Below are 22,895 nucleotides of genomic sequence, written 5' to 3'. Positions count from 1 at the left end.
GGAAGATCGCCATGCCGGGGAGGCACGCGTGGGGGATGTAGCTGGTGGCGCCGTCTCCACGGCCGCCCCGGCGGGTCGGTCGTTCTGGGCTTGGGCACGACTGGCGCTGGGACTCGCCGTGCTCGTCGGGCTGCTGCTGTGGCTGGGAACGGGACCGTTCCTGGCCGGACTGCGGCTGATCGACGCACCCGCGTTGGGTGCCGCGCTCGCCATCGGCCTGTTCACCACGGTCTGTGTCGCCTGGCGGTGGAGCCTGGTCGCCGGTGGTCTCGGCGTCGGGCTGCCGCTGCGGGAGGCGGTCGCGCACTGCTACCGGGCGATCTTCCTGAACGCCACGCTGCCCGGCGGGATCCTCGGCGACGTGCACCGGGCGGTACGCCACGGCCGTGACGTCGGTGACGTGGGACGCGGCATCCGGGCGGTGGTCTGGGAGCGCGTCGCAGGTCAGGTGGTGCTGGTCGCGGTCGCGGTGGTGCTGCTGTTCGTGTTCCCCTCGCCGGTGCGGCCGTACCTGCCGGTGGCGACCGCCGTCGCGGTCGCGGTGCTGGCCGGCGTGGTGCTGACGGCCCGGATGCTGCCGCAGTCGGGCGCCACCCGGGTCACCCGCGCGATCGGTACGGCCGTCTCCGACGTGCGCCACGGCCTGCTGGGCCGACGCACCTGGCTGGGTGTGCTGCTCGCCTCCGCGCTCGCGATCGGCGGGCACCTGGCGACGTTCCTGGTGGCGGCGCGGACGGCGGGCTCCACCGCGCCGCTGACCCTGCTGCTGCCGCTGACCCTGCTTGCCCTGCTCGCGATGGCCGTGCCGGCGAACGTCGCCGGTTTCGGTCCGCGCGAGGGGGTGGCCGCGTGGGCGTTCGCCGCCGCCGGCCTGACCGCCGCCGAGGGGGTGGCCGCGGCGACCGTGTACGGGGCTCTCGTGCTCGTCGCGAGCCTGCCCGGAGCGGCCGTGCTGCTGGCTCGACGTGTCCGTGTACCCGCCACCGTATGACGAGGAGACCCATGTCCGACTCACTGCCTCTCGCCTCCATCCGGACGCAGGTCACCGTGCCGCTGCGGTTCCCCGACGGCTACGCCACCACCGCCCGGTTGTTCACCTTCGACGGCCTGGTCGACGGCCGGGAACATCTCGCCTTCGCCCTCGGCGACGCCGAGCAGGGCGGGGCCGTGCCGTTGGTCCGCCCGCACAGCGAATGCCTGACCGGTGACGTCTTCGGCAGTCAGCGCTGCGACTGCGGCCCCCAGTTGCGGGAGGCGGTGCAGCGGATCGCCGAGGTCGGCGGGTACCTGCTCTACCTGCGGCAGGAGGGCCGGGGCATCGGTCTGTACGCCAAGCTCGACGCGTACGCGTTGCAGGACGCCGGGCTGGACACCTTCGAGGCCAACGTGGCGCTGGGGCACGAGGAGGACGAGCGCGACTACACCGTGGCCGCGCAGATGCTCGTCGCGCTCGGTGTCGGGCCGATCGCGGTGCTCAGCAACAACCCGGAGAAGACCGAGCAGTTGGGGCGCCTCGGGGTCACCGTCACCGAGCAGGTGCCCACCGGTGTCTTCCTCTCCCCGGCCAACGCCGACTACCTCGCGGCCAAGGCCAGCCGCGCCGCCCGTACCGTCGATCTTCCCTTCGTCCGGTGACCGGCCCGGCGACGGCGCAGCGCCCGTACGTGCTGCTCAGCTGCGCGACCTCGATCGACGGCTACATCGACGACGCCACCGAGGAGCGACTGCTGCTCTCCAACGACGCGGACCTCGACCGTGTCGACGCGGTCCGTGCCGACTGCGACGCGATCCTGGTCGGCGCCGGTACGGTCCGCCGGGACGATCCCCGGTTGCTGGTCCGCTGCGACCGGCGCCGGGCCGAGCGGGTGGCCCGGGGCCTGCCGGAGTCCCCGACCCGGGTGACCCTGACCGGCTGCGGCGACCTGGACCCGACCGCCCGGTTCTTCACCGTCGGCGACACCGACCGGATCGTCTACAGCGCCAGTGGCGCGCTGGAGAAGACCCGGCACCGCCTCGGTGACCTGGCCACCGTCGTCGACGCCGGTGACCCGGTCGACCTGTCGCGGGCCCTGGCCGACCTCGCCGACCGGGGGATACGGCGGCTCCTGGTGGAGGGCGGCGCGGTGGTGCACGGCCAGTTCCTCGCCGCCGGGCTCGCCGACGAACTGCACCTGGTGGTCGCGCCGTTCTTCGTCGGGGACCGGCGGGCACCCCGGTTCGTCGGTGAGGGCCGGTTCCCCTGGCATCCGGGCCGGCGGGCCCAGGTGATGGAGGCGCGTCAGATCGGGGACGTGGTGCTGACCCGCTACGCCCTGTCGGAGCGCTGCCGGCCGGCGTGACCGGTGCGCCGTCCCGCCCGGCCCAGCACCAGCGTGGTGCGCAGGTCGAGGAGGACAGTGCCACCGAAGTCGTCGACCAGTCGGCCGAGGACGGTCAGACCAGCCCGTTGCTGCTCCGGCGACCGGGAGAGGTACGGCCCGAAGGTGCGCACCAGGTCGAGATAGCGTTGCCGGTCGAGGGGCAGCTCGCGTCGGAAGACCTCCTGGCGGACGTCGACGAACTGTCCATGGTCGACGATGTCCTGGTGGAACCAGTCCGTGGGCCGCTCCCGCACGGTGGGGTCCAGGGCGTGCAGTGCCGATCGGATCGCCGCTCGTTGGCCGGGGTCGGTGTAGTCGTAGCGGTGCCCGAGGACAGCCAGTGTGCCGCCGGGCGCGAGTGCCCGCCGTGCGCGTGCGTTGCGGGTGGCCGGATCCAGCCAGTGCCAGGCCATGGCGCAGGCCAGCACGTCGACCCCACCGGCGGGTGGCGACCACTGGTCGAAGGTGCTGACGTGGAGGCGAACACCGGGGTGACGCGCGGCCAGCAGCGCCGCCATCCGGGGATCGGGCTCGATGCAGGTCAGGGGTGCGCCGATGCGGGCGAGCGCGGTCGTTGCCTTGCCGGTGCCGGCACCTATCTCGGCCACGGACGCGGGCGTGCCGCCGTGGTAGGCGACGATCTCCCCGGCGATCTCGGGCGGATAGCCCGGCCGGACGGTGTCGTACAGGTCGGCCACCGATCCGAAGACGTCCACCACGGCACTCCTCTCGATCGCGGAACCCGCCTCCGAGATCACGCTCGATCAGGGATCGGGTGGTCACTGCGGCGCTGGGATGCCACTCGATCCTGGATCGAGCGCGACCCTGGGTCGGTCGAGGAACATCAGGCGGGCCTGTTTGTGCGGCAGGTCGATCAACGGGCCCTCGACGAAACCGGCCCGCCGGAGTCGGGCGATCGCCTTGTCGTTGCGAGCGTCCGGCTCCATGATCAGCCGCCGTCGGGTGGGGTCGGTGAAGACGAACGCGACGAACTCGGCGAGCAGCGTGCCGGTGAACCCGGGCTCGGGGCGTACCGGGGTGCCGATCAGCAGGTGGCCGCCGTAGTCGCCGGGGCGTACCGGGTAACACTCGCCGACCGGGTCGTGTTCGGGCTGGTAGCCCTGGAACAGCGCCACCGGCTGCCCGTCGCGCAGGGTGAGGTACGCGTGGTGGCTGGGCAGCGAGTCGACGTACCGGTAGACCTCCACGACCCGGTCCCGGTCGGCGTCGCCCATCCCCCAGAAGCGGGCCCGGTCCTGGCTGACCCAGCCGTGGATGACGTCCGCGTCGGCCTCCGGGTCGACCGGCCGGAAGGTGACGGTGCCGAAACCGGGGACGTGCCGCCGGTGGTGGTGCGGGTCAGTCATCGTGCTCCTCGGTGAGGCGGTCCCAGTCGCAGGTCACCTCGACCAGGTCGCCGCGCAGCCAGTGGGGGAGCTGGTCGTCGCGGTGTGCTCCGGTGCCGGTGGCGCCGAGCGGCACCACCCAGCGGCTGTCCTCGCGGCGGGCCAGGTCCCACACGTACCGGGCGGCCGGCCCGCGCAGGCACAGGTCGGTGACGCCGGGGACGCTGGAGGTGGCCAGCACGCAGTCGCTGTCGCCGTGCAGCTCCGGCCCGGGCGGCGCGGCCGGGTCGGGCAGGGCCTGCCACGCCAGCAGCCGGTGCCGCTCACCCCACCGACGGGTGTCGCCGGTGGCGGCGACCTCCTCGGCCGCGGCCCGCACCAGCGCGTCCCGGTCCACGCCGGGCAGGTCGGCGTGGAGCAGCGGCACCACCGCGTACCCGACCCGGGGCACCAGGGCCAGCCAGGGGTGGAAGACCTCCGGGTGGGCGGGCGGCTCGGCCAGCCCGGCCAGCGCCGGGTGGACGGCGAGCCGTCGGGCCACCGCCGAGCGCAGGTCGGCGAAGGCCGCCGCGTCGACGCTGTCGGCGGCCATCCGCCGGTCCCACGCCAGCAGGCGGGTCCGCAGCGCGTCGGCGTCGGCGCTGAGGCCGTCCAGGTCGGCGAGGACCGCGAGCAGCGGTGCGGCGCCGGCCAGGTGGGTGTCGGTGTGGACGGCGGCCATCTGCTCCGCGCGCCAACCGGTGCGGGCGGTGAGCAGCGTACGGATCCGGTCGGCGCGGTACGGCGGGGCGAACTCGACGCCGAGGGCGGTGGAGATGCCGCGCTCGTTGGCCATCACCGCGACCCCGTCGACCGGGGACTGCGGGGTGTCGTGCCAGCCCTGCCAGGTGTGCTCCGCCGACCAGCCGGGCACCACCCGCAGGCCGTTGTCCGGGTGCCGTCGCGGCACCCGCCCGGCGACCCGGTGCAGCAGGCCACCGTCGGTGTCGGCGGCGAGCACCACGTTGACCGGCTCGACCCAGCCGTCCAGGGCGGCGTCCAGGTCGCCGACGGTGCGGGCGCGCAGCAGCGCGGGCAGCACGGCGAAGCCGAGGTCGGCGGTGACCCGGGGCGGGTGACGCAGGCTGACGGTCAGCTCGGGATCGTCGTCGGGGCCGCCGGAGACCACCGGCCCCCGCTCGGTCTCGATCACCTCGACCTCGACCGGGTCGGCGCCCGCCACCTCGATTGTCTCGACCTGCCGGTACGCCGGCCGCCACCCGTCCGGCCCGTACGCCTCGACCGCGTCACCGACCCGGCGCAGCCGCTCGGCGTAGAGGTCCTGGTAGTCGGACATCGCGTTGGTGATGGCCCAGGCCACCGCACCGGCGTGCCCGAAATGCGGCAGGCCCGGCACGCCGGGCACGGCGAACCCGAGCACGTCGTACTCCGGGCAGGCCAGGCGGATCTGCTGATAGATGCCGGGCGCCTCGATGAACCGGTGCGGGTCCCCGGCGATCAGGGGCGCGCCGGTGGCGGTGCGGTCCCCGGTGACCAGCCAGCCGTTGCTGCCGGAGGTCACCTGCCCGTCGACGGCGAACAGGCGGGCCGCCGACGCACCGAGCTTGCGCGCCACGTGTTCGCGCCAGAGCTTGGTGGGCAGCCCGGCGAAGAGCACGTGGTGACCGAGCCAGACGGCCAGCGGTGTCCATGGCTGCCAGGTGCCGGGGGACAGGCCGGTGGCGGCGAACTCGGGGGTCCGCGCCGCGCCCTCGGCGAGGCCGCTGTTGACGCCGTCGACGTACCGGCCGACCCACTCGGCGGTCGCCGGGTCGAGCGCCGCGTGGCAGCGTCGCGCGGTGTCGGCGAGCCGGACCTGCCGCGCGAACCGGTCCCAGGCGAGCGCGTCCGGGCCGAGGAAGGCGGCGCTGCTGCCCTGGGAGCGGTGTCGTTCCACCTCGATCTGCCAGGCCCGGTCCAGGGCGGTGACCCGACCCTGTGCGTACGCCAGCGAGCCGGGGTCGTCGGCGCGCAGGTGCGGGATGCCGTAGCGGTCCCGGTAGCGGCGTCCACTGTGCGCGGAGGGTCCGGTCGTCCGCCGCTCGTCCACGGCGTAACCGTACCGGTGCGCAGGGGAGTGGCGGGGACCGGCGGTGGGGGAAACGGGTGGTGGCTCGATGACGGACAGTGTGAGCTCCTGTGTGGTGCGAAACGCCGAGCGGGACTTGACAGTCGGTTAGGTTAGGTTAACCTAACCGCGGTTGTCCAAGGTCCTCTCGACCCTGATCGAAAGACGACGCGATGCCTCATCCCGTCTCCGTCCGCCGTTCCCCGTACAGGGGCTCACTCGCCGCCGGCACTGCTGACGCAGTCGGCGTGGCCGCCGGCCGTGACGGAGACGACTCGCCGATCACTTTCGGTCCTCCGCGTGACGGTCACATCGGTCGACCTCGCTTCGCACCTGCCATTAGCGGCCTCGTGCCGACCGCCACCCCGCCCCCGGGTGCGCGACTGCTCGCCTGACGCCTCCGGGTGACCCGCGCCTCATCCCGCCGGCCGCCCCTGCCACCACCCGCCGAGACCGCAGCACTCCGCCGCTCGACGTACGAGCGGCGGGTTCCGGCTGCCCGACACCTGATCCGCCGAGCGTGGAGGACGTCCATGACCCTGCCGGTGCACACCGCCGAGGCAACGCCGACCCGGCCGCCGAACGGGCCCACAACAGCCCGGGCCCACCTGTTCCACGCCGGCACAGTCGAGGAGTACCGGCGCGTCGTGGCGGCCGGCACCGAGCGGGTGGCCCGGCGGGTGGCCGAGGCGACCGGACCCTGCACCGGCGTACGCCCGGACGAGTTGGCGCCGCTGGTCGACGCCGTCGACCTGGACCGCCCGCTGGGTGACGCCACGGCCGCCCTGGACGAGTTGGAGGAGGTCTACCTGCGCGACGCGGTCTACTTCCACCACCCCCGCTACCTGGCCCACCTGAACTGCCCGGTGGTGCTCCCGGCACTGCTCGGCGAGGCGGTGCTCAGCGCGGTCAACTCCTCGATGGACACCTGGGACCAGAGCGCCGGCGGCACCCTCATCGAACGACGGCTGGTCGACTGGACGGCCGGCCGGATCGGGTTCGGCCCGACCGCCGACGGGGTGTTCACCAGCGGCGGCACCCAGTCCAACCTGCACGCCCTGCTGCTGGCCCGGGAGGAGGCCCTGGCCGGGGCCACCCCCGCCGACCGGCGCATCCTGCTGCCCCGGCTGCGGATCATCGCCTCGGCGGCCGGCCACTTCAGCGTCCAGAAGGCGGCCAAGCTGCTCGGCCTCGCCCCGGACGCGATCGTGCTGGTGGAGACCGGCCCGGACCGTCGGATGCGGTCCGGCGCGGTCCGCCACGAGATCGCCCGCTGCCGCCGTGACGGCCTGCCGGTGATGGCGGTCGTCGCCACCGCCGGCACCACCGACTTCGGCACCATCGACCCGCTCGACGGGATCGCCGAGGTGTGCGCCACCGCCGGGGTGTGGCTGCACGTCGACGCCGCGTACGGCTGCGGGCTGCTGGTCTCGCCCACCCGCCGGCACCTGCTCGACGGCATCGAGCGGGCCGACTCGGTGACCGTCGACTACCACAAGTCCTTCTTCCAGCCGGTCAGCTCCAGCGCGGTGCTGGTCCGTGACGGGCGGACGTTGCGGCACGTCACCTGGCACGCCGACTACCTCAACCCGGCCCGGATGGTCGCCCAACGTATCCCCAACCAGGTCGACAAGAGCATGCAGACGACCCGGCGCTTCGACGCCCTCAAGCTCTGGCTGACCCTGCGGGTGATGGGCCCGGACGCGGTCGGCGAACTCTTCGACGAGGTCTGCGACCGGGCCGACGACGCCTTCGATCTGGTCGCCGCCGATCCCCGCTTCGAGGTGCTGACCCGTTCGCCGCTGAGCACGGTGGTGTTCCGCTGGTTGCCCACGGGCCGGGGGCGGGACCTGGCCGACGCGGCCAACCTGCGGGCCCGGGAGGCGCTCGCCGCCTCCGGCCTGGCCGTCGTCGCCGGGACCAAGGTGGACGGTCGGCAGTACCTCAAGTTCACCGTTCTCAATCCGCACACCACACGCGAGGATGTCGGGTACGTGCTGGACCTGATCGCCGAGCACGCCGGCCGGTACGTGCACGCCCACGCCGGCACGCCCGCCGTTGACCTGACCTGCCCGGTCGGCTGACATGCCGCCGGAGAACCCGAGCCTGGAGGGCCGGATGTCCAGCTACGACTTCATCGGGATCGGTCTCGGCCCGTACAACCTCGGCCTGGCCTGCCTTACCGCGCCGATCGCCGAGATCGACGGGCTGTTCCTGGAGGCCCGCGACGACGTGTCCTGGCACCCCGGGATGCTGCTGGAGTCCTCCCGCCTACAGACCCCGTTCATGGCCGACCTGGTGACCCTGGCCGACCCCACCTCGCCGTACTCCTTCCTCAGCTATCTCAAGGAGATCGGCCGGCTCTACCCCTTCTATATCCGGGAGAACTTCTATCCGCTGCGGGTGGAGTACGACGCGTACTGCCGGTGGGCCGCCGGGAAGCTGTCCAACCTGCGCTTCGGCCACCAGGTGACCGCCGTCGAGTACGACCCGGCCGACGACCGGTACGTGGTGACCGCCACCGTGGCCGGCGAGACCGTGACGCACCGGGCCCGGCACGTGGTGCTCGGCACCGGCACCCCGCCGCACCTGCCGCCCGCGTGCGCCGGACTGACCTCCGACGCGGTGCACAACTCGCGCTACCTGGAGAACCGGGACGCGTTGCGGGCCAAACGGAGCATCACCGTGGTCGGCAGTGGCCAGAGCGCCGCCGAGATCTACCACGACCTGCTCGGCGACATCCACACGTACGGCTACCGGCTGAACTGGGTGACCCGCTCACCCCGGTTCTTCCCGCTGGAGTACACCAAGCTCACCCTGGAGATGACCTCACCGGACTACGTGGACTACTTCCACGCGCTGCCCGAGGCGACCCGCTACCGGTTGGAGTCCGAGCAGAAGGGCCTGTTCAAGGGGATCTCCGCCGACCTGGTCGACGGCATCTTCGACCTGCTCTACGCCACCAGCGTGCACGGCCCGGTGGACACCCGCCTGCTGACCAACACCGAGCTGACCGAGGTCACCTACGACGAGGCCGCCGGGGTGCACACGCTCGCGCTGCGCCACGTCGAGCAGGAACGCGACTTCACGATGGAGACCGAGGGGCTGGTGCTGGCCACCGGCTACCACTACCGGGTGCCGGCGTACCTGGACCCGATCCGCGACCGGCTGCGTTTCGACGGGCACGGCCGGCTCGACGTCGCCCGCAACTACAGCATCGACAGCACCGGGCGCGGCGTCTTCCTCCAGAACGGTGGTACGCACACGCACAGCATCACCTCGCCCGACCTCGGGATGGGCCCGTACCGCAACGCCTGGATCATCCGCGAGATGCTCGGCCGGGAGGCGTACCCGATCGAGAAGTCGATCACGTTCCAGGAGTTCGGGGTGCCCGCGTGACCGAGCTCGTGTTCACCCGCCACGATCCGGGGCTGGGCGAGTTCGCCCTGCGTACGCTCGACGTGGCCACCGACGCGCCGCTGCTGCACCGCTGGGTCACCCACCCCAAGGCGGCGTTCTGGATGATGCAGGACGCCGACCTGGACCGGGTCGCGGCCGAGTACGGCGCGATCGCCGCCCACCCGCACCACGACGCCTTCCTCGGCCTGTGGCGCGGCGAGCCGGCGTTCCTCGCCGAACGCTACGACCCGGCCCGGGTGGAGCTGGTCGGCCTCTACGACGCGCAGCCCGGCGACGTCGGCATGCACTTCCTCTGCGCGCCCACCGACACCCCCGTGCACGGCTTCACCACCGCCGTGATCACCACCGTGATGGCCTGGCTCTTCACCGACCCCGCCACCCGTCGGGTCGTGGTCGAGCCGGACGTGCGCAACACCGCCGTGCACGCGCTCAACGCGGCGGTCGGGTTCGAGGTGACCGGCCCGATCGACAAGCCGGAGAAGACGGCGCTGTTGAGCATCTGCACCCGGGAACGGTTCGTCGCCGCGACCCGTAGCGAAGGAGCATCATCGTGACCACCCCCGCCTCGTCCGCACCGGTCGCACACCTGCGTCCGCAGACCTGGGAGCGGGTCAACCGGCTGCTGGTGCGCAAGGCCCTCGCCGAGTTCACCCACGAGCGGCTGCTGACCCCCGAGCCGGTCGACCCGGCCGCCGGGCCCGCCGACGCGCACGGCCGCCGGTGGTACGCGGTGAGCGGCGACTCCGGCGCGGTGCGGTACCGCTTCGCCGCGCGGGTGCTGGCGCTGGAGCACTGGGACATCGACCCGGAGAGCATCACCCGGCACCGGGGGGACGAGTCGCTGCCGCTGGACGCCGTCGACCTCTGCCTGGAGCTGCGCGACGCGCTCGGGCTCGCCGACCGGATCCTGCCCGTCTACCTGGAGGAGATCACCTCCACGCTGGCCGGTGCCGCGTACAAGCTGGACCGCGCGCTGCCCAGCGCCGCCGAGCTGGTCGAGGCCGACTTCCAGGTGATCGAGACGTCGATGACGGAAGGCCACCCGTGCTTCGTGGCCAACAACGGCCGCCTCGGCTTCGGCGTCGACGAGTACCACCGCTACGCCCCGGAGGCCGCCCATCCGGTCCGGCTCGTCTGGGTGGCCGCGCACCGCGACCACGCCACCTTCACCAGCGCCGCCGACCTGGAATACGCGAGCTTCCTGCGGGCGGAACTGGGCGAGGCGACCCTGTCCCGGTTCGCCGACACGATGCGTGACCTCGGTCTGGACCTGGACGACTACCTGCTCATGCCGGTGCACCCGTGGCAGTGGTGGAACAAGATGTCGGTGACGTTCGCCGGTGAGGTGGCCCGCCGCCGTCTGGTGCACCTCGGCGAGGGGCCGGACGAATACCTGGCCCAGCAGTCCATCCGGACCTTCTTCAACGTCAGCGCGCCGCAGCAGCACTACGTCAAGACCGCCCTGTCGGTGCTGAACATGGGCTTCATGCGGGGACTGTCGGCCGCGTACATGGAGGCCACCCCGGCGATCAACGACTGGCTCGCGGAGCTGGTCGCCGGCGACGCGGTCTTCGGCGCCACCGGCCTGACCATCCTGCGGGAGCGGGCCGCCGTCGGTTACCGGCACCGGCAGTACGAGGCGGCGACCGACCGCTACTCGCCGTACCGCAAGATGCTGGCCGCACTCTGGCGGGAGAGCCCGGTGCCCGGCCTCGCCCCCGGCGAACGGCTGGCCACCATGGCGTCGTTGCTGCACGTGGACGCCGACGGGCGCTCGTTCGCCGCCGAACTCGTCGCCGCCTCGAAACTGGCGCCGACCGAGTGGCTGCGCCGCTACCTGAATGCCTACCTGACCCCGCTGCTGCACGCCTTCTACGCCTACGACCTGGCCTTCATGCCGCACGGCGAGAACGTCATCATGGTGCTGCGGGACGGCGCGGTCGAGCGGGTGATCTTCAAGGACATCGCCGAGGAGATCGTGGTGATGAGCGCCGAGGCGGAGCTGCCGGCGGCCGTGGAGCGCATCCGGGCCGACATCCCGGAGGACATGAAGCTGCTCTCCATCTTCACCGACGTCTTCGACTGCTTCTTCCGCTTCCTCAGCGCCACCCTGGTCGCGCAGGGCGTGATGGACGAGGAGACGTTCTGGCGGGCGGTCGCCGACTGCGCCACCGCGTACGCCGACCAGGTGCCGCACCTGGCCGACCGGCTGGCCCGCTACGACCTGTTCGCCCCGGAGTTCGCGCTCTCCTGCCTCAACCGGCTGCAACTGCGCGACAACCAGCAGATGGTCGACCTCTCCGACCCGTCGGCCGCCCTGCAACTCGTCGGCGCCCTGACCAACCCGCTGGCCCCCTTCGCGCCCGCGCGGTGAGCCGCCGACCCGCCCTGCCTGACGGCGGCCGGGCGGGTGGCGTTCGCGGTGTGGTGGCGAGGCCGGGCGTCCCGCCGTCGAGCGTGGGCACGGCGGGACCGGGTGCCGCCGTCAACCGGCTGCCGGCGCGAGTCGGGCGAGGTGCGTGTCGATCTCCGTGCGGGCGTCGGCGGGACTCAGGCCGGTGGTCAGGATCCGGACCGTGATGCCGTCGGTCAGGGTGGTCAGCGCGGCGGCCTCGGCGCGCGGTTCGACGTGCGCCCCGAGGTCGCCGTCGGCCCGACCCCGGGTGAGCAACCGTTCGAGGTTGGCCCGCAGGGCCGCCTCGCTCTCGGCGAGGATCTCCGCTATCTGCGCGTCGACCAGCGCCTCGGCGGTCAGGACGAGCCAGACCCGGGCCTCGAAGGTCCGCTCGTCGTCCAGCGGGACGATTTCGCACGCCGCCTGCCGGAGGACGTCCACGGTGATGGCGTCCGCCGGGATCGTCTGCGCCCGGCGCGTCACCCGTTCGGCGAGGTGCGCGATGGCCGCCTGCACCATGCGTTCCCTGGTCGGCAGGTAGTGCTGAGCGGTCGCCAGCGCCATGCCGGCCTCGGTGGCGACCGCCCGGACGGTCATCCCGACCGAGCCCGAGCGGGCGAGCACTGTGCAGGCGGCGGCACCGAGATGCCGCCGCCGCTCCTCATGATCCACAACCTTCGGCACGCCAGCGATCATAGATGATCGGTCATTTGACCGATATAGGTCAGCGACCTAATCTAGCTCTCATGAGCAGTTCCGCACCGGGCCGGACCACCCCGATCACCCACGCCCCTCGATTCACCTACCTCGACATGGCCCTGGTGTTCCTCGTCGGCATCGGCCTGGCCAACTCGGCCGTGGCGGACTTCCTGGCACAGGGACCGGCCCGGCTGGGCATGTCCGAGATGGCGGCCACGAGCATCGCCTGGGTCCTGATCAACGGCACCCAGTTGGCCGTCGGCCTGCTGGTCACCTGGCACCGCTTCGGCGCGATCCGCCGACCGCTGCTGCTGGAGCGCCCCGACCGGGCCCAGGTCGGCGCCGCCGCCGGATGGGGCCTGGCCAAGGCCGCGCTGACCCTCGGCCTGCTGCTGGTGCTGCCCACCGCGCTCACCGAGGGCGGCGGTGGAGAGGGCGGCTACCCCGCCGGGAGCCTCCTGGCGCAGTTCACCTTCGCGTTCGCCTTCGGTGCCGTCGCCTCACCCGTCTACGAGGAGGTCCTCTACCGGGGCGTCTTCTTCCGCGGACTGGCGGCCCGGATGCCTGCCGTCGCCGCCATCGTCCTCTCCTCGGCCTTCTTCGCCGTGGCGCACCTGCCCCGGTTCTTCAACACCATCAGTGCGCTCGTCGCCGGGCTCATCTTCGCCTGGCTGCTGCACCGGTACCGCAACCTCTGGGTGCCGATCCTGGCCCACGCGGTCAGCAACGGCACCCTGGTCGTGCTGGCCTTCGCCGTCGAGGCCACCGCAGGTTAGTCGTCGGACAGGTCGGCGAGGTCGCGCGCCACCAGGTCGGCCAGCAGCGTGTGCCGCCCCGGGTCGTTGTCGGGCGTGATGCCCCGACTCGGCATCTCCACGGTCATCAGCAGGTGCAGGTGCATCCGGTACAGCGCCAACCGGCGGCGCACCCCGTCGTCGAAGACGAGCGGCGTGCCGGTGGCCTCGGCGTACCCGCGCAGGAACGGATGGGTCGGCTCGTCCTCGGCCCGCCGGAACAGCAGCGGCGAGACCAGGTCCAGCAGCGGGTCGCCGTAGAGGAACCGTTCGCCGTCGACCAGCCCGCACATCCGGTACGCGCCGGTGGCGTCCGGCGCGGCCAGCACGTTGCCGTCCCAGCAGTCGAAGTGCAGCAGCGCCGGGCGGCGTACCTGGTCGAGCAGGTCACCGTGCCGGGCCACCAGCGCGCGGAACCGCTGCGGCGGGGCGGGCAGTGCGATGTCCCAGTCGGCGGCGTCGGCGAGCAGGTCATCGATGATCGCCGTGAACGCCGCCCGCCAGGTCGTCCCGCCGCTGCGGCCCGCGTCGTAACCGAACCGGTCGCCGGTGATCCGGTGCACGGCCGCCGTCGCCGCGCCCAGGTCGGCGCGGGCCGGTGCGTCGTCGACGTCCAGGTCGGGCAGGGCGCGGCCGGGCAGTCGGCTGGTGACCAGCCACTCGCCGAGGCGCGGGTGCACGCCGTGGTGCAGCACGGCCGGCACCGGCACCGTCGGTGCGCCGTCGGCGACCAGCCGGAAGTAGCGGGCCTCGGCGGCGAGCAGCCCGGTCTCGTACCGCAGCAGCCGGGCGCGGGGCGGCGGGCCCACCTTGAGCACGACCTCGCGGTCGTCGTCGAGGTGGACCCACCACACGGTGGCGAAGCCGCCGCCGGTCAGCGGCGCACAGTCGCGGACCTTGCGGTCGGGGCCGAACGAGGCCCGGACGTAGTCGGCCACGTCGTCGGCGGTGAGGACCTGTTGGGTGGGGCTGAGCGGCGGCACCGGACCAGGGTATGCGTCCGGTGCCGCCGGTCACCGGTCAGCCGCCGGTCACCACTCCGGTCAGCACCACGTCCACGATCGGCCCGTTCTCGCGCCCGGTGAAGGCCAGCTCGATCCACTCGTCCGGCTCGGTAACCGAGTCGGCGATCGTCGGCACGATGACCTCACCGACGCCGGTCTCGGCCGGAATCACCACGTACGGGATCAGCCAGGTCTGCGACAACGGCCGTTCCGGCTGCACCGACTCGTTCGCGTAGTTGGTGAACCACTCCGGGTCCACGTCCAGGGTGGACAACTCCGGCCCGGCGCTGGGCGCCTGTGGCCAGGTGGACAGGAACAGCCCCTGCTCGGTCGGCGCCGACGCGGACAGGCGCCAGCTCAACAGTTCGCCCTCGGCGACGCGCACCTCACGGGACTCGACGGTGAGCACCGGCACCGGGTCGTCGTTGCGGACGTCGAGTCCACCGACGTAGTCGCCGACCACCACGCCCCGGTCCGTCTTGACGGACAAGGTGTACTGCTCGGTGTAGTTCCACAGCGTGTCCCCGACCACCTCGACCGGCACCGGGATGCGGCGCTGACCGGGCCGCACGGTGGCCGTCCAGGTGCGCGTCTCGAGGGTCACCGGGTCGAGCAGGTACAGCCGTACCGCGCCGCTGCCGCGTCCGGTCAACGACACCGGGATCTCGTGCGTCCGGGTGCCGGAGTCGCCCTCGGACACCTGGAGGGTGCCGACGTCGAGGCGGGGCAGGGGGGCCGGGCGTGGGTCGGGCGTACCCGGCGCCCATCCCCACGCGTCGAGCAGCCAGGCGCGGCCGGTCGCGCTGCGCGGGGTGATCTCGATTGCGGCGAGCCGGGTGGGGGCGCCCTTCAGCGGCACCCGCACCTCCTGTGCCCAGTACGAGGTCGTGTACCCGGTCCCGGGCAGGCCGTCGACCCGGACCTCGCCGAGCCGGGTGCGCCGTCCGTCGGTGCCGACGACGGTGACGTCCCACCGGTTGTCGGTGGTGTTGGGCGGGACGATGACGCGGAGTGCCAGCTCCCGGGCACCGGCGGCGGATACCGGCCGGGGTGGCGCCAGCCGGATCGGGGTGCCGGCGCGGGACCAGGTCAGCTCGGCCGCGTATCGGTCGGCGTCGGGCACGTTCCAGTAGAACGGCACGAAGTGCGCGAACTGCGCGTTGCGGTCGTCCGGGTCGAGGCAGGACCGCTGCGGGTCGAAGGTGACCTGTTCGCAGAGGCGAGCCCCGCCGGAGAGCCTGGTCGACGCATCCGGCGTCAGGACCGGCGTGCGGTTGCCGCCGAGCGCGTGACTGCGCACCCGGGCCGGGTCGGCCGAGGGGGCGCGTCGACCGCTGCCGTCGAGCAGTGGTCGGACCCGGTCGTCGCCCGCGACGAAGAGCCGTGCGGCGGCGGCGATGTAGGTGGCGCCGACGGTCTGCTGCTGCGCGGCGGTGAGCCGGGTCGGGGTGCCGGGATCACAGACGGCATCCGGGCCGCCGTCGTCGGTGAAGAAGTCGTCCCACGACGGGGCCACCGCCTGTCCGGGCGTCCATTCGGTGTTGAAGAAGTTGTGGTTGGCGCCGATGACGTAGAGCGCACTGTGCAACGCGCGGCCGGAGCTGACCCCGCGCGTGCCGTCCACGAAGATCTGGCCCTGCTGGTCGAGGACGTCACCGTCGCAGCCGGGCAGGATCGTTACCGACGGGACGTCCGGCACCGGGTTGTGGCCGAAGATGGTCGGACCGATCAGCAGCAGACCGCGTACGGTCCAGCGGACCCGGCCCGAGTAGCCGTCGACGGCGGCCGGCGGCGGGGTGAGCGAGTCCATCGCGGCGCGGTTGACGCCCTCGCCGCCCCGGGAGTGACCCACCAGGAGCACCCGGGACAGGTCGGCGCGGGGTGCCGCGCGCACGATGTCCGGCGCGGCGGCGCGGCCGGCACCGGCCCAGTCGGCCCACTTCGCCAGGTGCAGCCGGACCAGCGAGGAGCGGGCCTGGGCGCCGCCGTCCTCGAGGGCCCAGTCCTGGCCGTTGATCCCGTTGGCCGAGATGGAGACCGTCAGGTAACCCTGCGAGGCGAGCAGCCGCTGCGCCTGGAGGTAGCCCCGGTGGCTGGGGATCGGATCGGTGCCGTCCGGGCAGGGCCACTGGAGGAACAGATCGTCGGAACCGCTCTGGTAGCAGTTCGTGTGGCGGCCGTGCAGGAACACCGCGAGCGGTCGGGCACCGGCGGCCCGCTGCGGCGCGACCACGACGGCGCGCATCTCCACCTTCTCCGGGAAGTCCGGCAGCGTGACGGCGGGCAGGTCGTACTCGCCGGTGATCGGTGCGTGGGGTCCGGGGACGCCGGGATCGACGGCGGCGGCGGGCTGCGGAGCGGGTGCGGCGGGGACCGGCCCCGACCGACGGGCGGCCGGTGGAGCCGCCCCGTCGAGCCGTCGGCCGCCGGCCCGCACGCTGAGCTGGTCGGGTTCGACCGGCCCGGTCAGCGGCAGGCTGAACGTGCGTCCGTCCGGGTGCGGGCGGGCCTGGCCGAGCCGCCGGTCACCGGACCAGAACTCGACCGCGGCACCACCGACCGGCACCCGGGTGCTCGAACGCCAGGTCAGCTCGCCGCCGGCCATGGACCAGCCGGTGGCGGCGGGCCGGGGCGCGGGGCTGTCCGGAGGGGCCGCCACCGCCGGCCCGGTGGCACCGGCCACCATCGCCACGGCGAGCGCGGCGGAGATCAGTAATCTACGCATGGCACTACGTCTATCTCAGCCGCGCAACCCGATCGCGGCGGCCCGGCGGTCAGCCGGTTGGCGGGGCGGAACTGTCCCGGCGGACCAGCTCGGCGGCGAGCGACTCCACCCGGGGGCGGTCCGCACCCGGGTCCAGGGCCAGCGCCATCGCCCGCGCGCCCATCTCCACCAGCGGCAGCCGGATCGTGGTCAGCGTCGGGGTGACGTCCCGGGCCATCGGCATGTCGTCGAAGCCGACGACGCTGACCCGGTCGGGCACCGCCAGCCCGCGCGAGCGCAGCAGCGCCAGCGCGCCGATCGCCATCGAGTCGTTGAGCGCCGCGATGGCGGTCAGCTCCGGTTCCGCGTCGAGCAGGGCGGCGGTGGCGGCGGCACCGCTGTCGCGGTCGAACTCGGCGTACCGGATGCGGTGTTCCGGCAGTTCGCGGCCGTGGGCGGTGAGTTCCTCGCGCAGCCCGGTCAACCGGTCGGTGGTGGTGGTCAACACCTGGGGGCCGGCCACCACCCCGATCCGGTCGTGGCCCAGCCGGCACAGCTCCTGCCCGAGCAGCCGGGCGCCGCTGCGGTTGTCGGGCATCACCGCGTCGCCGGAGTGTTCGTGCCGGCCGATCACCGCGACCCGCCCGCCGGTCGCCTCGTACGCGGTCAGCTTGCCGTTGAGCAGGCGGGTGAACTCCGTGTCGTGGTAGCCGGAGCCGGCCAGGATGATGGCGGCCACCTGGTGCCCGCGCAGCAGCTCGACATACTCCAACTCGCGTTCCGGGTCGCGGTAACTGTTGCAGATCATCAGCAGCCGACCCTGGTCGGTGGCGACCCGTTGCAGGCCCCGGGTGATCTCGGAGAAGTACGGGTCGGAGACGTCGTGCACGATCACGCCGACCGCGCCCCGGTGCGAGCGGGCGAGCAGTTGGGCGTGGGCGTTGGGCACGTACTGCAACTCGGCGACGGCCTGGAGCACCCGCTCCCGCAACTCGACGGTGACCGGCTTGCTGCTGCCGTTGATCACCCGAGAGGCGGTGGCGGGGGAGACGCCGGCCCGCCGGGCCACATCGGACAGAGTCGCCACGTACCGCCCCCTTGCGCTCACGCCGCGCGCCTGCGGCCAGCGTCACCGTACCGCAGTCGGGGTCTCCCGCTCGGGGGCCGGTTCCGGCAGCTCACACCGCTGGTCGCGGCCCAGCTCAGCGCGCTTCGCACGGTGTCGAGACGGTGGCCGGCACCGGTCGGTGGGTGGTGGGTGCCGGAAATATCGCTGCCGGGAGAGCGCTTGCCCAGGCGTGACCGTCCGGCCTAGGCTACGCGGGGAAAGCGCTTACCTGAGCGTGTACGACGGAAGGACCCCCATGACCCGCAGGTCGATCGGCATCATCGTGAACGGCGTCACCGGCCGGATGGGATACCGGCAGCATCTGGTGCGCTCCCTGCTGGCCATCCGCGACGCCGGCGGCGTACGGCTGCCCGACGGCACCACCCTCTGGCCGCACCTCGTGCTGGTCGGCCGCAGTGAGGCCAAGCTGCGGGAGATCGCCGACCGGCACGGCCTGACCGACTGGACCACCGACCTGAGCGCTGCGCTGGCCCGCGACGACGTCGAGATCTACTTCGACGCGCAGGTCACCCAGCAGCGGGAGAAGGCGATCCGGCAGGCCATCGAGGCCGGCAAGCACATCTACACCGAGAAGCCGCTGGCCGAGGACACCGCCGCCGCACTGGACCTGGCCCGTGCCGCGAACGCCGCCGGCATCCGCACCGGCGTGGTGCAGGACAAACTCTTCCTGCCCGGGCTGCGCAAACTCAAGCGGCTGCTCGACGGCGGCTTCTTCGGTCAGGTGCTGTCGGTGCGCGGCGACTTCGGCTACTGGGTCTTCGAGGGCGACTGGCAGCCCGCCCAGCGTCCCTCGTGGAACTACCGGGCCTCCGACGGCGGCGGCATCGTGGTCGACATGTTCCCGCACTGGCACTACGTGCTGGCGGAACTCTTCGGCGAGGTCCGCAGCGTCTCGGCCACCGTCGCCACGCACATCCCGCAGCGCGTCGACGAGCGGGGTCGCCCGTACGCGGCCACCGCCGACGACGCCGCGTACGCCGTGTTCGAGCTGGCCGGCGGCGTGATCGCCCAGCTCAACTCCTCCTGGTGCGTCCGGGTGCACCGGGACGAACTGGTCGAGTTCCAGGTCGACGGCACGCAGGGCAGCGCGGTGGCCGGACTGCGTCGCTGCCGGGTGCAGCACCGCGCGGTCACCCCGAAGCCGGTGTGGAACCCGGACCTGCCGGCCACCGAGGACTTCCGGTCGCAGTGGACCGAAGTGCCGGACAACGAGGAGTTCGACAACGGCTTCAAGGTGCAGTGGGAGGCGTTCCTGCGGCACGTCGCCGTCGGCGAGCCGTTCCCGTGGGACTTCCTGGCCGGGGCGCGCGGCGTGCAACTGGCCGAGCTGGGTCTGGTATCGGCCCGCGAGGGGCGCCGCGTCGAGATCCCGGAGCTGTCGCTGTGAGCGCCACCGAGGTCAACCTGCCCGGTGGCGGGCGACTGCGGCTGGCCGGTGGCGCCGGGCACCCCCGCCCCGACGGCCCGCCGCGCAGCCGGATCGCCTATGCCGCCGCGCACGTCGTGGCCGACCCGCAGGCCGACAACACCCCGGGTACGCCCGCCGTCGTCGACTGGGAGAGCACGCTCGCCTTCCGTCGCCACCTCTGGTCGTACGGGCTGGGGGTGGCCGAGGCGATGGACACCGCGCAGCGCGGCATGGGCCTGGACTACCCGGCCACCCGCGAACTGATCCGGCGCAGCGCGGCCGAGGCCCGGGCGGCCGACGGCCGGATCGTCGCCGGTGCCGCCACCGACCAGCTCCCGGCCGGCCCGGTCACCCTCGCCGAGGTCACCGCCGCCTACCGCGAGCAGATCGACGACGTGCAGGCCGCCGGTGCGGTGCCGGTGCTGATGTGCAGCCGCCACCTGGCCGCCGCCGCCCGTGGCCCCGAGGACTACCTGCGGGTGTACGACGACCTGCTGTCCGCCGCCGACCGGCCGGTGGTGCTGCACTGGCTCGGCCCGATGTTCGACCCGGCGTTGAGCGGCTACTGGGGCTCGACCGACCTGGACCTGGCCGCCGACACCGTGGTGGAGCTGCTCAAGTCACACGCCGCCCGGGTGGACGGGATCAAGGTGTCGCTGCTCGACGCCGGACGCGAGGTGGCGTTGCGCCGCCGACTGCCGGCCGGCGTACGCCTCTACACCGGCGACGACTTCCACTACCCGGAGCTGATCCGGGGCGACGCGGACGGATACTCCGACGCGCTGCTGGGGGTCTTCGCGGCCATCGCCCCGGCCGCCTCGGCCGCGTTCGCCGCCCTCGACCGGGGCGACCTGACCGCGTACGACGAGATCTTCGCGCCCACCGTGCCACTGGCCCGGCACCTGTTCGCGGCCCCGACCTGGTATTACAAGACCGGCATCGTCTTCCTCGCCTGGTTGGCCGGTCACCAGGACCACTTCACCATGGTCGGCGGCCTCCAGTCCGGCCGGTCGCCGGCGCACCTGGCCACCCTGCTCACCCTGGCCGACGCCGCCGGCCTGCTGCCCGACGCCGAGCAGGCCGCCGCCCGCGCCCGGGCCTTCTTCCAGGTGGCGGGGGTGGCCCAGTGAGCGCCGGTCGCCCGGAGCTGGCCCGCTTCTCGTTCAACCAGGCCACCGCCACGCACTGGGCGCTGCCCGACGTCGTGGCCGGGTGCGTCGACGCCGGGGTGCCCGGCATCGGCCTGTGGCGCGAGCCGGTCGCCGAGTACGGCGTGGACCGTGCCGCCAAGCTGGTCCGCGACGCCGGGCTGGCGGTCACCACGCTGTGCCGGGGCGGGTTCTTCACCGCCGACGACTGGTGGGACGAGAACCGGCGCGCCGTCGACGAGGCCGCCGCGCTCGGCGCGCCCGTGCTGGTGCTGGTCTCCGGCGGACTGCCCCCGGGCAGCAAGGACATCGACGGGGCCCGGGCCCGGGTGGCCGACGCCGTCGCCGAACTGGCCCCGTACGCCGACTCCGCCGGGGTGACGCTCGCCATCGAGCCGTTGCACCCGATGTTCAGCGCCGACCGCTGCGTCATCGCCACCCTCGGCCAGGCCCTCGACATCGCCGAACGGTTCGACCCGGGCGTGGTCGGCGTGGTGGTGGACGCCTACCACGTGTGGTGGGACGACACCGTCCACGACCAGATCGCCCGCGCGGGGGAGTGGATCGCCTCGTTCCAGGTCTGCGACTGGATCACCCCGCTGCCCGAGGGCGTGCTGCTGGGGCGGGCGCTGCCCGGCGACGGCTGCATCGAGCTGCGCCGGATGCGCGAGGCGGTCGACGCGGCCGGCTACACCGGCCCGATCGAGGTGGAGGTCTTCAACGCGCAGGTGTGGGCGCGTCCCGGTGCGGAGGTGCTGGCCGCCTCGATCGACGGCTACCTGCGCGAGGTGGCCTGATCGCAGCTCGCGCGCGCAGATGATCCGGGCTCGTCGCCCTGTCAGGTGTAGTAGGCGACCTGACAGGGCGTGCCGCCGACCTCGAAGGCGGTCGGTCGCTGAGTCGCGATGAAGGCGACGCCGCTGAAGCGCATGATGGCAGCCGCGCCGGGCGCGAGGGTGTTGGTGTACGGAGGCCACGCCGGAGTGAGTGTGCCGGTGGTGCCCACGAGAGTCAGGGTGCCGTTCTCCGCGTAGGGATGGACGTATGCGGGGAGCGGTGCGGTGAAGCGGACGGCCCAGTCGACGAGGGGCGCCGAGCCCGTGTTCACCACCACGATGGTGGTCATGTAGGCGGATCCGTGCATGACCACGGAGACCGGGCAGATGACGGTGGCCGGGTCGGCGGTCGATGAGGGGTTCGCCGTGGAGGCGCGGGCGAGCGTCGTCGGCGCCAGCACGGTCACGCAGACGGCGACCAGCAGCGCCGGCCACAGGGCGCGGAATCTGACCATGGCGGGATCCCCCGATCGAGTCGACGACACATCAATTGTCGTCTGTCGATGCGATGCCCCGTCCATAGGTGCGCGCGATAAACCCCGTATGTGAGTTCTCGTGGAACGGGTTGTCCGTCAGCCCGTCGTGGTGCGGTTGGCGAGGGCGTCGACCAGGCGGCGGGTGGAGCCGGCCAGGTTCCACCGCTCGGCCAGCTCGACCAGGCGTTCCGGGTCGGCCGGTGCGGTCGGCAACTCGGTGGGCAGCGACGGCAGCGGCACGTCCAGGGCGACCCGCACCACCTTCGGTGCCACTGCCAGGTAGTCGCGGGCGGCGTCGAGCTTGGTGCGCAGGCCGGGCGCGAAACCGGAGGCCGGATCGTCCAGCGCGGCCAGGATGCCGGCGATGTCGCCGTACCGCTCGATCAGTCGGGCGGCGGTCTTCTCGCCGACGCCGGCCACGCCCGGCAGCCCGTCACTGGGGTCGCCCCGCAGCGCGGCGAAGTCGGCGTACCGGTCGGCGGCCACCCCGTAGCGGGCCCGGACGGCGGTGTCGTCGCAGTCGTCCAGCTTGGCCACGCCCCGCCCGATGTAGAGCAGCCGCACCCCACGGGCGTCGTCGACGAGCTGGAACAGGTCACGGTCGCCGGAGACCACCTCGACCGGGCCGGGTTGGGTGACCGAGAGCGTGCCCAGCACGTCGTCGGCCTCGTATCCGGTCGCGCCGACCACGGTGATGCCGAGGGCGTCGAGCACGTCCAGGATCATCGGCACCTGCGGGCTGAGGGTGTCCGGCACGACCTCGCCGCCCTCGGGGGCCACCCGGTGCGCCTTGTACGACGGCAGCAGCGCGACCCGCCAGTCCGGCCGCCAGTCGTGGTCCATCGCGCACACCATCCGGCCCGGCCGCCGGGTGCGGACCAGTTGGGCGAGCATGTCGAGGAAACCGCGTACGGCGTTGACCGGCTGGCCGTCGGCGGTCCGCGCGGCCGACTCGGGGATGCCGAAGTAGGCCCGGAAGTAGAGACTGGGCGCGTCGACGAGCATGATCGGGGTCTGCTGTGCCACGCCCGACAGCCTGGCACATCCCACCGACGTTCGCGGTCGACGG

At 73.0% G+C, this 22,895-nt stretch carries 20 protein-coding genes; 11 read left to right on the top strand and 9 right to left on the bottom strand.

The features are described 5' to 3' along the window. The first annotated feature begins 28 nt into the window (after positions 1–28). The 3 genes from ABZ738_RS15270 to ABZ738_RS15260 are packed head-to-tail and all read left to right on the top strand — an operon-like array spanning position 29 to position 2,339. Complete coding sequence (locus ABZ738_RS15270; protein ID WP_131052901.1) at positions 29–991, top strand: lysylphosphatidylglycerol synthase domain-containing protein; 963 nt, start codon at positions 29–31, stop codon at positions 989–991. 11 nt (positions 992–1,002) lie between these two features. After that, a complete protein-coding gene (gene ribA, locus ABZ738_RS15265; RefSeq protein WP_131052902.1) occupies positions 1,003–1,635 on the top strand; it encodes a GTP cyclohydrolase II in 633 nt (210 codons plus the stop codon). Then, the gene (locus ABZ738_RS15260; protein ID WP_131052903.1) at positions 1,632–2,339 is read left to right on the top strand and encodes a dihydrofolate reductase family protein; all 708 of its coding nucleotides are present in this window, start codon (positions 1,632–1,634) and stop codon (positions 2,337–2,339) included. Before ribA ends, ABZ738_RS15260 begins: the two co-directional genes overlap by 4 nt. Here ABZ738_RS15260 and ABZ738_RS15255 read toward each other — a convergent pair. From ABZ738_RS15255 to ABZ738_RS15245, 3 genes are all read right to left on the bottom strand, one after another. Next, positions 2,306–3,076 (bottom strand): methyltransferase domain-containing protein, encoded by a 771-nt coding sequence (locus ABZ738_RS15255; RefSeq protein ID WP_357213624.1) that lies wholly within the window; start codon positions 3,074–3,076, stop codon positions 2,306–2,308. The two genes, ABZ738_RS15260 and ABZ738_RS15255, sit on opposite strands and share 34 nt — an antisense overlap. Positions 3,077–3,139: 63 nt before the next feature. Beyond that, positions 3,140–3,727 carry a GNAT family N-acetyltransferase gene (locus tag ABZ738_RS15250; RefSeq protein ID WP_131052905.1) on the bottom strand — a complete coding sequence of 196 codons (588 nt, stop codon included), beginning with the start codon at positions 3,725–3,727 and terminating at the stop codon, positions 3,140–3,142. Continuing rightward, positions 3,720–5,795 carry a penicillin acylase family protein gene (locus ABZ738_RS15245; protein ID WP_176094089.1) on the bottom strand — a complete coding sequence of 692 codons (2,076 nt, stop codon included), beginning with the start codon at positions 5,793–5,795 and terminating at the stop codon, positions 3,720–3,722. The genes ABZ738_RS15250 and ABZ738_RS15245 overlap by 8 nt, the downstream gene beginning before the upstream one ends. A 551-nt stretch (positions 5,796–6,346) precedes the next feature. Here ABZ738_RS15245 and ABZ738_RS15240 point away from each other — a divergent pair. The 4 genes from ABZ738_RS15240 to ABZ738_RS15225 are packed head-to-tail and all read left to right on the top strand — an operon-like array spanning position 6,347 to position 11,607. Beyond that, positions 6,347–7,897: an aspartate aminotransferase family protein gene (locus tag ABZ738_RS15240; RefSeq protein ID WP_131052907.1), complete on the top strand. Its 1,551-nt coding sequence runs from the start codon at positions 6,347–6,349 to the stop codon at positions 7,895–7,897. A gap of 34 nt (positions 7,898–7,931) precedes the next feature. Further along, positions 7,932–9,212, top strand: a complete 1,281-nt coding sequence (locus ABZ738_RS15235; RefSeq protein WP_176094091.1) for a SidA/IucD/PvdA family monooxygenase — start codon at positions 7,932–7,934, stop codon at positions 9,210–9,212. Further along, complete coding sequence (locus ABZ738_RS15230) at positions 9,209–9,787, top strand: GNAT family N-acetyltransferase (RefSeq protein ID WP_176094092.1); 579 nt, start codon at positions 9,209–9,211, stop codon at positions 9,785–9,787. The genes ABZ738_RS15235 and ABZ738_RS15230 overlap by 4 nt, the downstream gene beginning before the upstream one ends. Continuing rightward, positions 9,784–11,607 carry an IucA/IucC family siderophore biosynthesis protein gene (locus tag ABZ738_RS15225; RefSeq protein ID WP_357213619.1) on the top strand — a complete coding sequence of 608 codons (1,824 nt, stop codon included), beginning with the start codon at positions 9,784–9,786 and terminating at the stop codon, positions 11,605–11,607. The genes ABZ738_RS15230 and ABZ738_RS15225 overlap by 4 nt, the downstream gene beginning before the upstream one ends. 111 nt (positions 11,608–11,718) lie before the next feature. Here ABZ738_RS15225 and ABZ738_RS15220 read toward each other — a convergent pair whose 3' ends face one another. Next, positions 11,719–12,312 (bottom strand): TetR/AcrR family transcriptional regulator, encoded by a 594-nt coding sequence (locus tag ABZ738_RS15220; protein ID WP_357213616.1) that lies wholly within the window; start codon positions 12,310–12,312, stop codon positions 11,719–11,721. Between the two features lie 62 nt (positions 12,313–12,374). Here ABZ738_RS15220 and ABZ738_RS15215 point away from each other — a divergent pair, with 62 nt between their 5' ends. Then, positions 12,375–13,103: a CPBP family intramembrane glutamic endopeptidase gene (locus ABZ738_RS15215; protein ID WP_357213613.1), complete on the top strand. Its 729-nt coding sequence runs from the start codon at positions 12,375–12,377 to the stop codon at positions 13,101–13,103. On the opposite strand, the gene ABZ738_RS15210 is transcribed toward ABZ738_RS15215, so the two are convergent. Genes ABZ738_RS15210 through ABZ738_RS15200 form a run of 3 tightly spaced genes read right to left on the bottom strand, consistent with a single transcriptional unit; the run spans position 13,100 to position 17,916 of the window. Next, positions 13,100–14,104, bottom strand: a complete 1,005-nt coding sequence (locus tag ABZ738_RS15210; RefSeq protein ID WP_357213610.1) for an aminoglycoside phosphotransferase family protein — start codon at positions 14,102–14,104, stop codon at positions 13,100–13,102. The two genes, ABZ738_RS15215 and ABZ738_RS15210, sit on opposite strands and share 4 nt — an antisense overlap. Before the next feature lie 37 nt (positions 14,105–14,141). Beyond that, on the bottom strand, positions 14,142–16,850 hold the full coding sequence (locus ABZ738_RS15205; RefSeq protein WP_357213607.1) for a hypothetical protein: 2,709 nt from the start codon (positions 16,848–16,850) through the stop codon (positions 14,142–14,144). Between the two features lie 49 nt (positions 16,851–16,899). Beyond that, positions 16,900–17,916 carry a LacI family DNA-binding transcriptional regulator gene (locus tag ABZ738_RS15200; RefSeq protein ID WP_357213604.1) on the bottom strand — a complete coding sequence of 339 codons (1,017 nt, stop codon included), beginning with the start codon at positions 17,914–17,916 and terminating at the stop codon, positions 16,900–16,902. A 277-nt stretch (positions 17,917–18,193) separates the two neighbouring features. Between ABZ738_RS15200 and ABZ738_RS15195 the strand changes: the two genes are divergently transcribed. Genes ABZ738_RS15195 through ABZ738_RS15185 form a run of 3 tightly spaced genes read left to right on the top strand, consistent with a single transcriptional unit; the run spans position 18,194 to position 21,311 of the window. Further along, on the top strand, positions 18,194–19,345 hold the full coding sequence (locus tag ABZ738_RS15195) for a Gfo/Idh/MocA family oxidoreductase (RefSeq protein ID WP_176094099.1): 1,152 nt from the start codon (positions 18,194–18,196) through the stop codon (positions 19,343–19,345). Next, positions 19,342–20,496 carry a dihydrodipicolinate synthase family protein gene (locus tag ABZ738_RS15190; protein WP_357213601.1) on the top strand — a complete coding sequence of 385 codons (1,155 nt, stop codon included), beginning with the start codon at positions 19,342–19,344 and terminating at the stop codon, positions 20,494–20,496. The genes ABZ738_RS15195 and ABZ738_RS15190 overlap by 4 nt, the downstream gene beginning before the upstream one ends. Further along, positions 20,493–21,311 (top strand): sugar phosphate isomerase/epimerase family protein, encoded by an 819-nt coding sequence (locus ABZ738_RS15185; protein WP_357213598.1) that lies wholly within the window; start codon positions 20,493–20,495, stop codon positions 21,309–21,311. The genes ABZ738_RS15190 and ABZ738_RS15185 overlap by 4 nt, the downstream gene beginning before the upstream one ends. A gap of 41 nt (positions 21,312–21,352) precedes the next feature. Here ABZ738_RS15185 and ABZ738_RS15180 read toward each other — a convergent pair whose 3' ends face one another. Together ABZ738_RS15180 and ABZ738_RS15175 are read right to left on the bottom strand one after the other, a co-directional pair. Continuing rightward, a complete protein-coding gene (locus tag ABZ738_RS15180; protein WP_176094101.1) occupies positions 21,353–21,805 on the bottom strand; it encodes a cellulose binding domain-containing protein in 453 nt (150 codons plus the stop codon). 117 nt (positions 21,806–21,922) lie between these two features. Beyond that, positions 21,923–22,831: a 5'-3' exonuclease gene (locus ABZ738_RS15175; RefSeq protein ID WP_357213878.1), complete on the bottom strand. Its 909-nt coding sequence runs from the start codon at positions 22,829–22,831 to the stop codon at positions 21,923–21,925. Between the last annotated feature and the right edge of the window lie 64 nt (positions 22,832–22,895).

Origin of the sequence: Micromonospora sp. NPDC047793, assembly GCF_040642635.1 — a bacterium.
GTDB lineage: Bacteria > Actinomycetota > Actinomycetes > Mycobacteriales > Micromonosporaceae > Micromonospora.
This window is presented reverse-complemented; position numbering and strand designations above follow the sequence as displayed.

Excerpts from the sequence above, each read along its gene's own strand:
- ribA (WP_131052902.1), top strand. The coding sequence starts at position 1,003 with ATGTCCGACTCACTGCCTCTCGCCTCCATCCGGACGCAGGTCACCGTG.
- ABZ738_RS15250 (WP_131052905.1), bottom strand. The coding sequence starts at position 3,727 with ATGACTGACCCGCACCACCACCGGCGGCACGTCCCCGGTTTCGGCACC.
- ABZ738_RS15240 (WP_131052907.1), top strand. The coding sequence starts at position 6,347 with ATGACCCTGCCGGTGCACACCGCCGAGGCAACGCCGACCCGGCCGCCG.
- ABZ738_RS15235 (WP_176094091.1), top strand. The coding sequence starts at position 7,932 with ATGTCCAGCTACGACTTCATCGGGATCGGTCTCGGCCCGTACAACCTC.
- ABZ738_RS15215 (WP_357213613.1), top strand. The coding sequence starts at position 12,375 with ATGAGCAGTTCCGCACCGGGCCGGACCACCCCGATCACCCACGCCCCT.
- ABZ738_RS15205 (WP_357213607.1), bottom strand. The coding sequence starts at position 16,850 with ATGCGTAGATTACTGATCTCCGCCGCGCTCGCCGTGGCGATGGTGGCC.
- ABZ738_RS15195 (WP_176094099.1), top strand. The coding sequence starts at position 18,194 with ATGACCCGCAGGTCGATCGGCATCATCGTGAACGGCGTCACCGGCCGG.
- ABZ738_RS15180 (WP_176094101.1), bottom strand. The coding sequence starts at position 21,805 with ATGGTCAGATTCCGCGCCCTGTGGCCGGCGCTGCTGGTCGCCGTCTGC.
- ABZ738_RS15175 (WP_357213878.1), bottom strand. The coding sequence starts at position 22,831 with ATGCTCGTCGACGCGCCCAGTCTCTACTTCCGGGCCTACTTCGGCATC.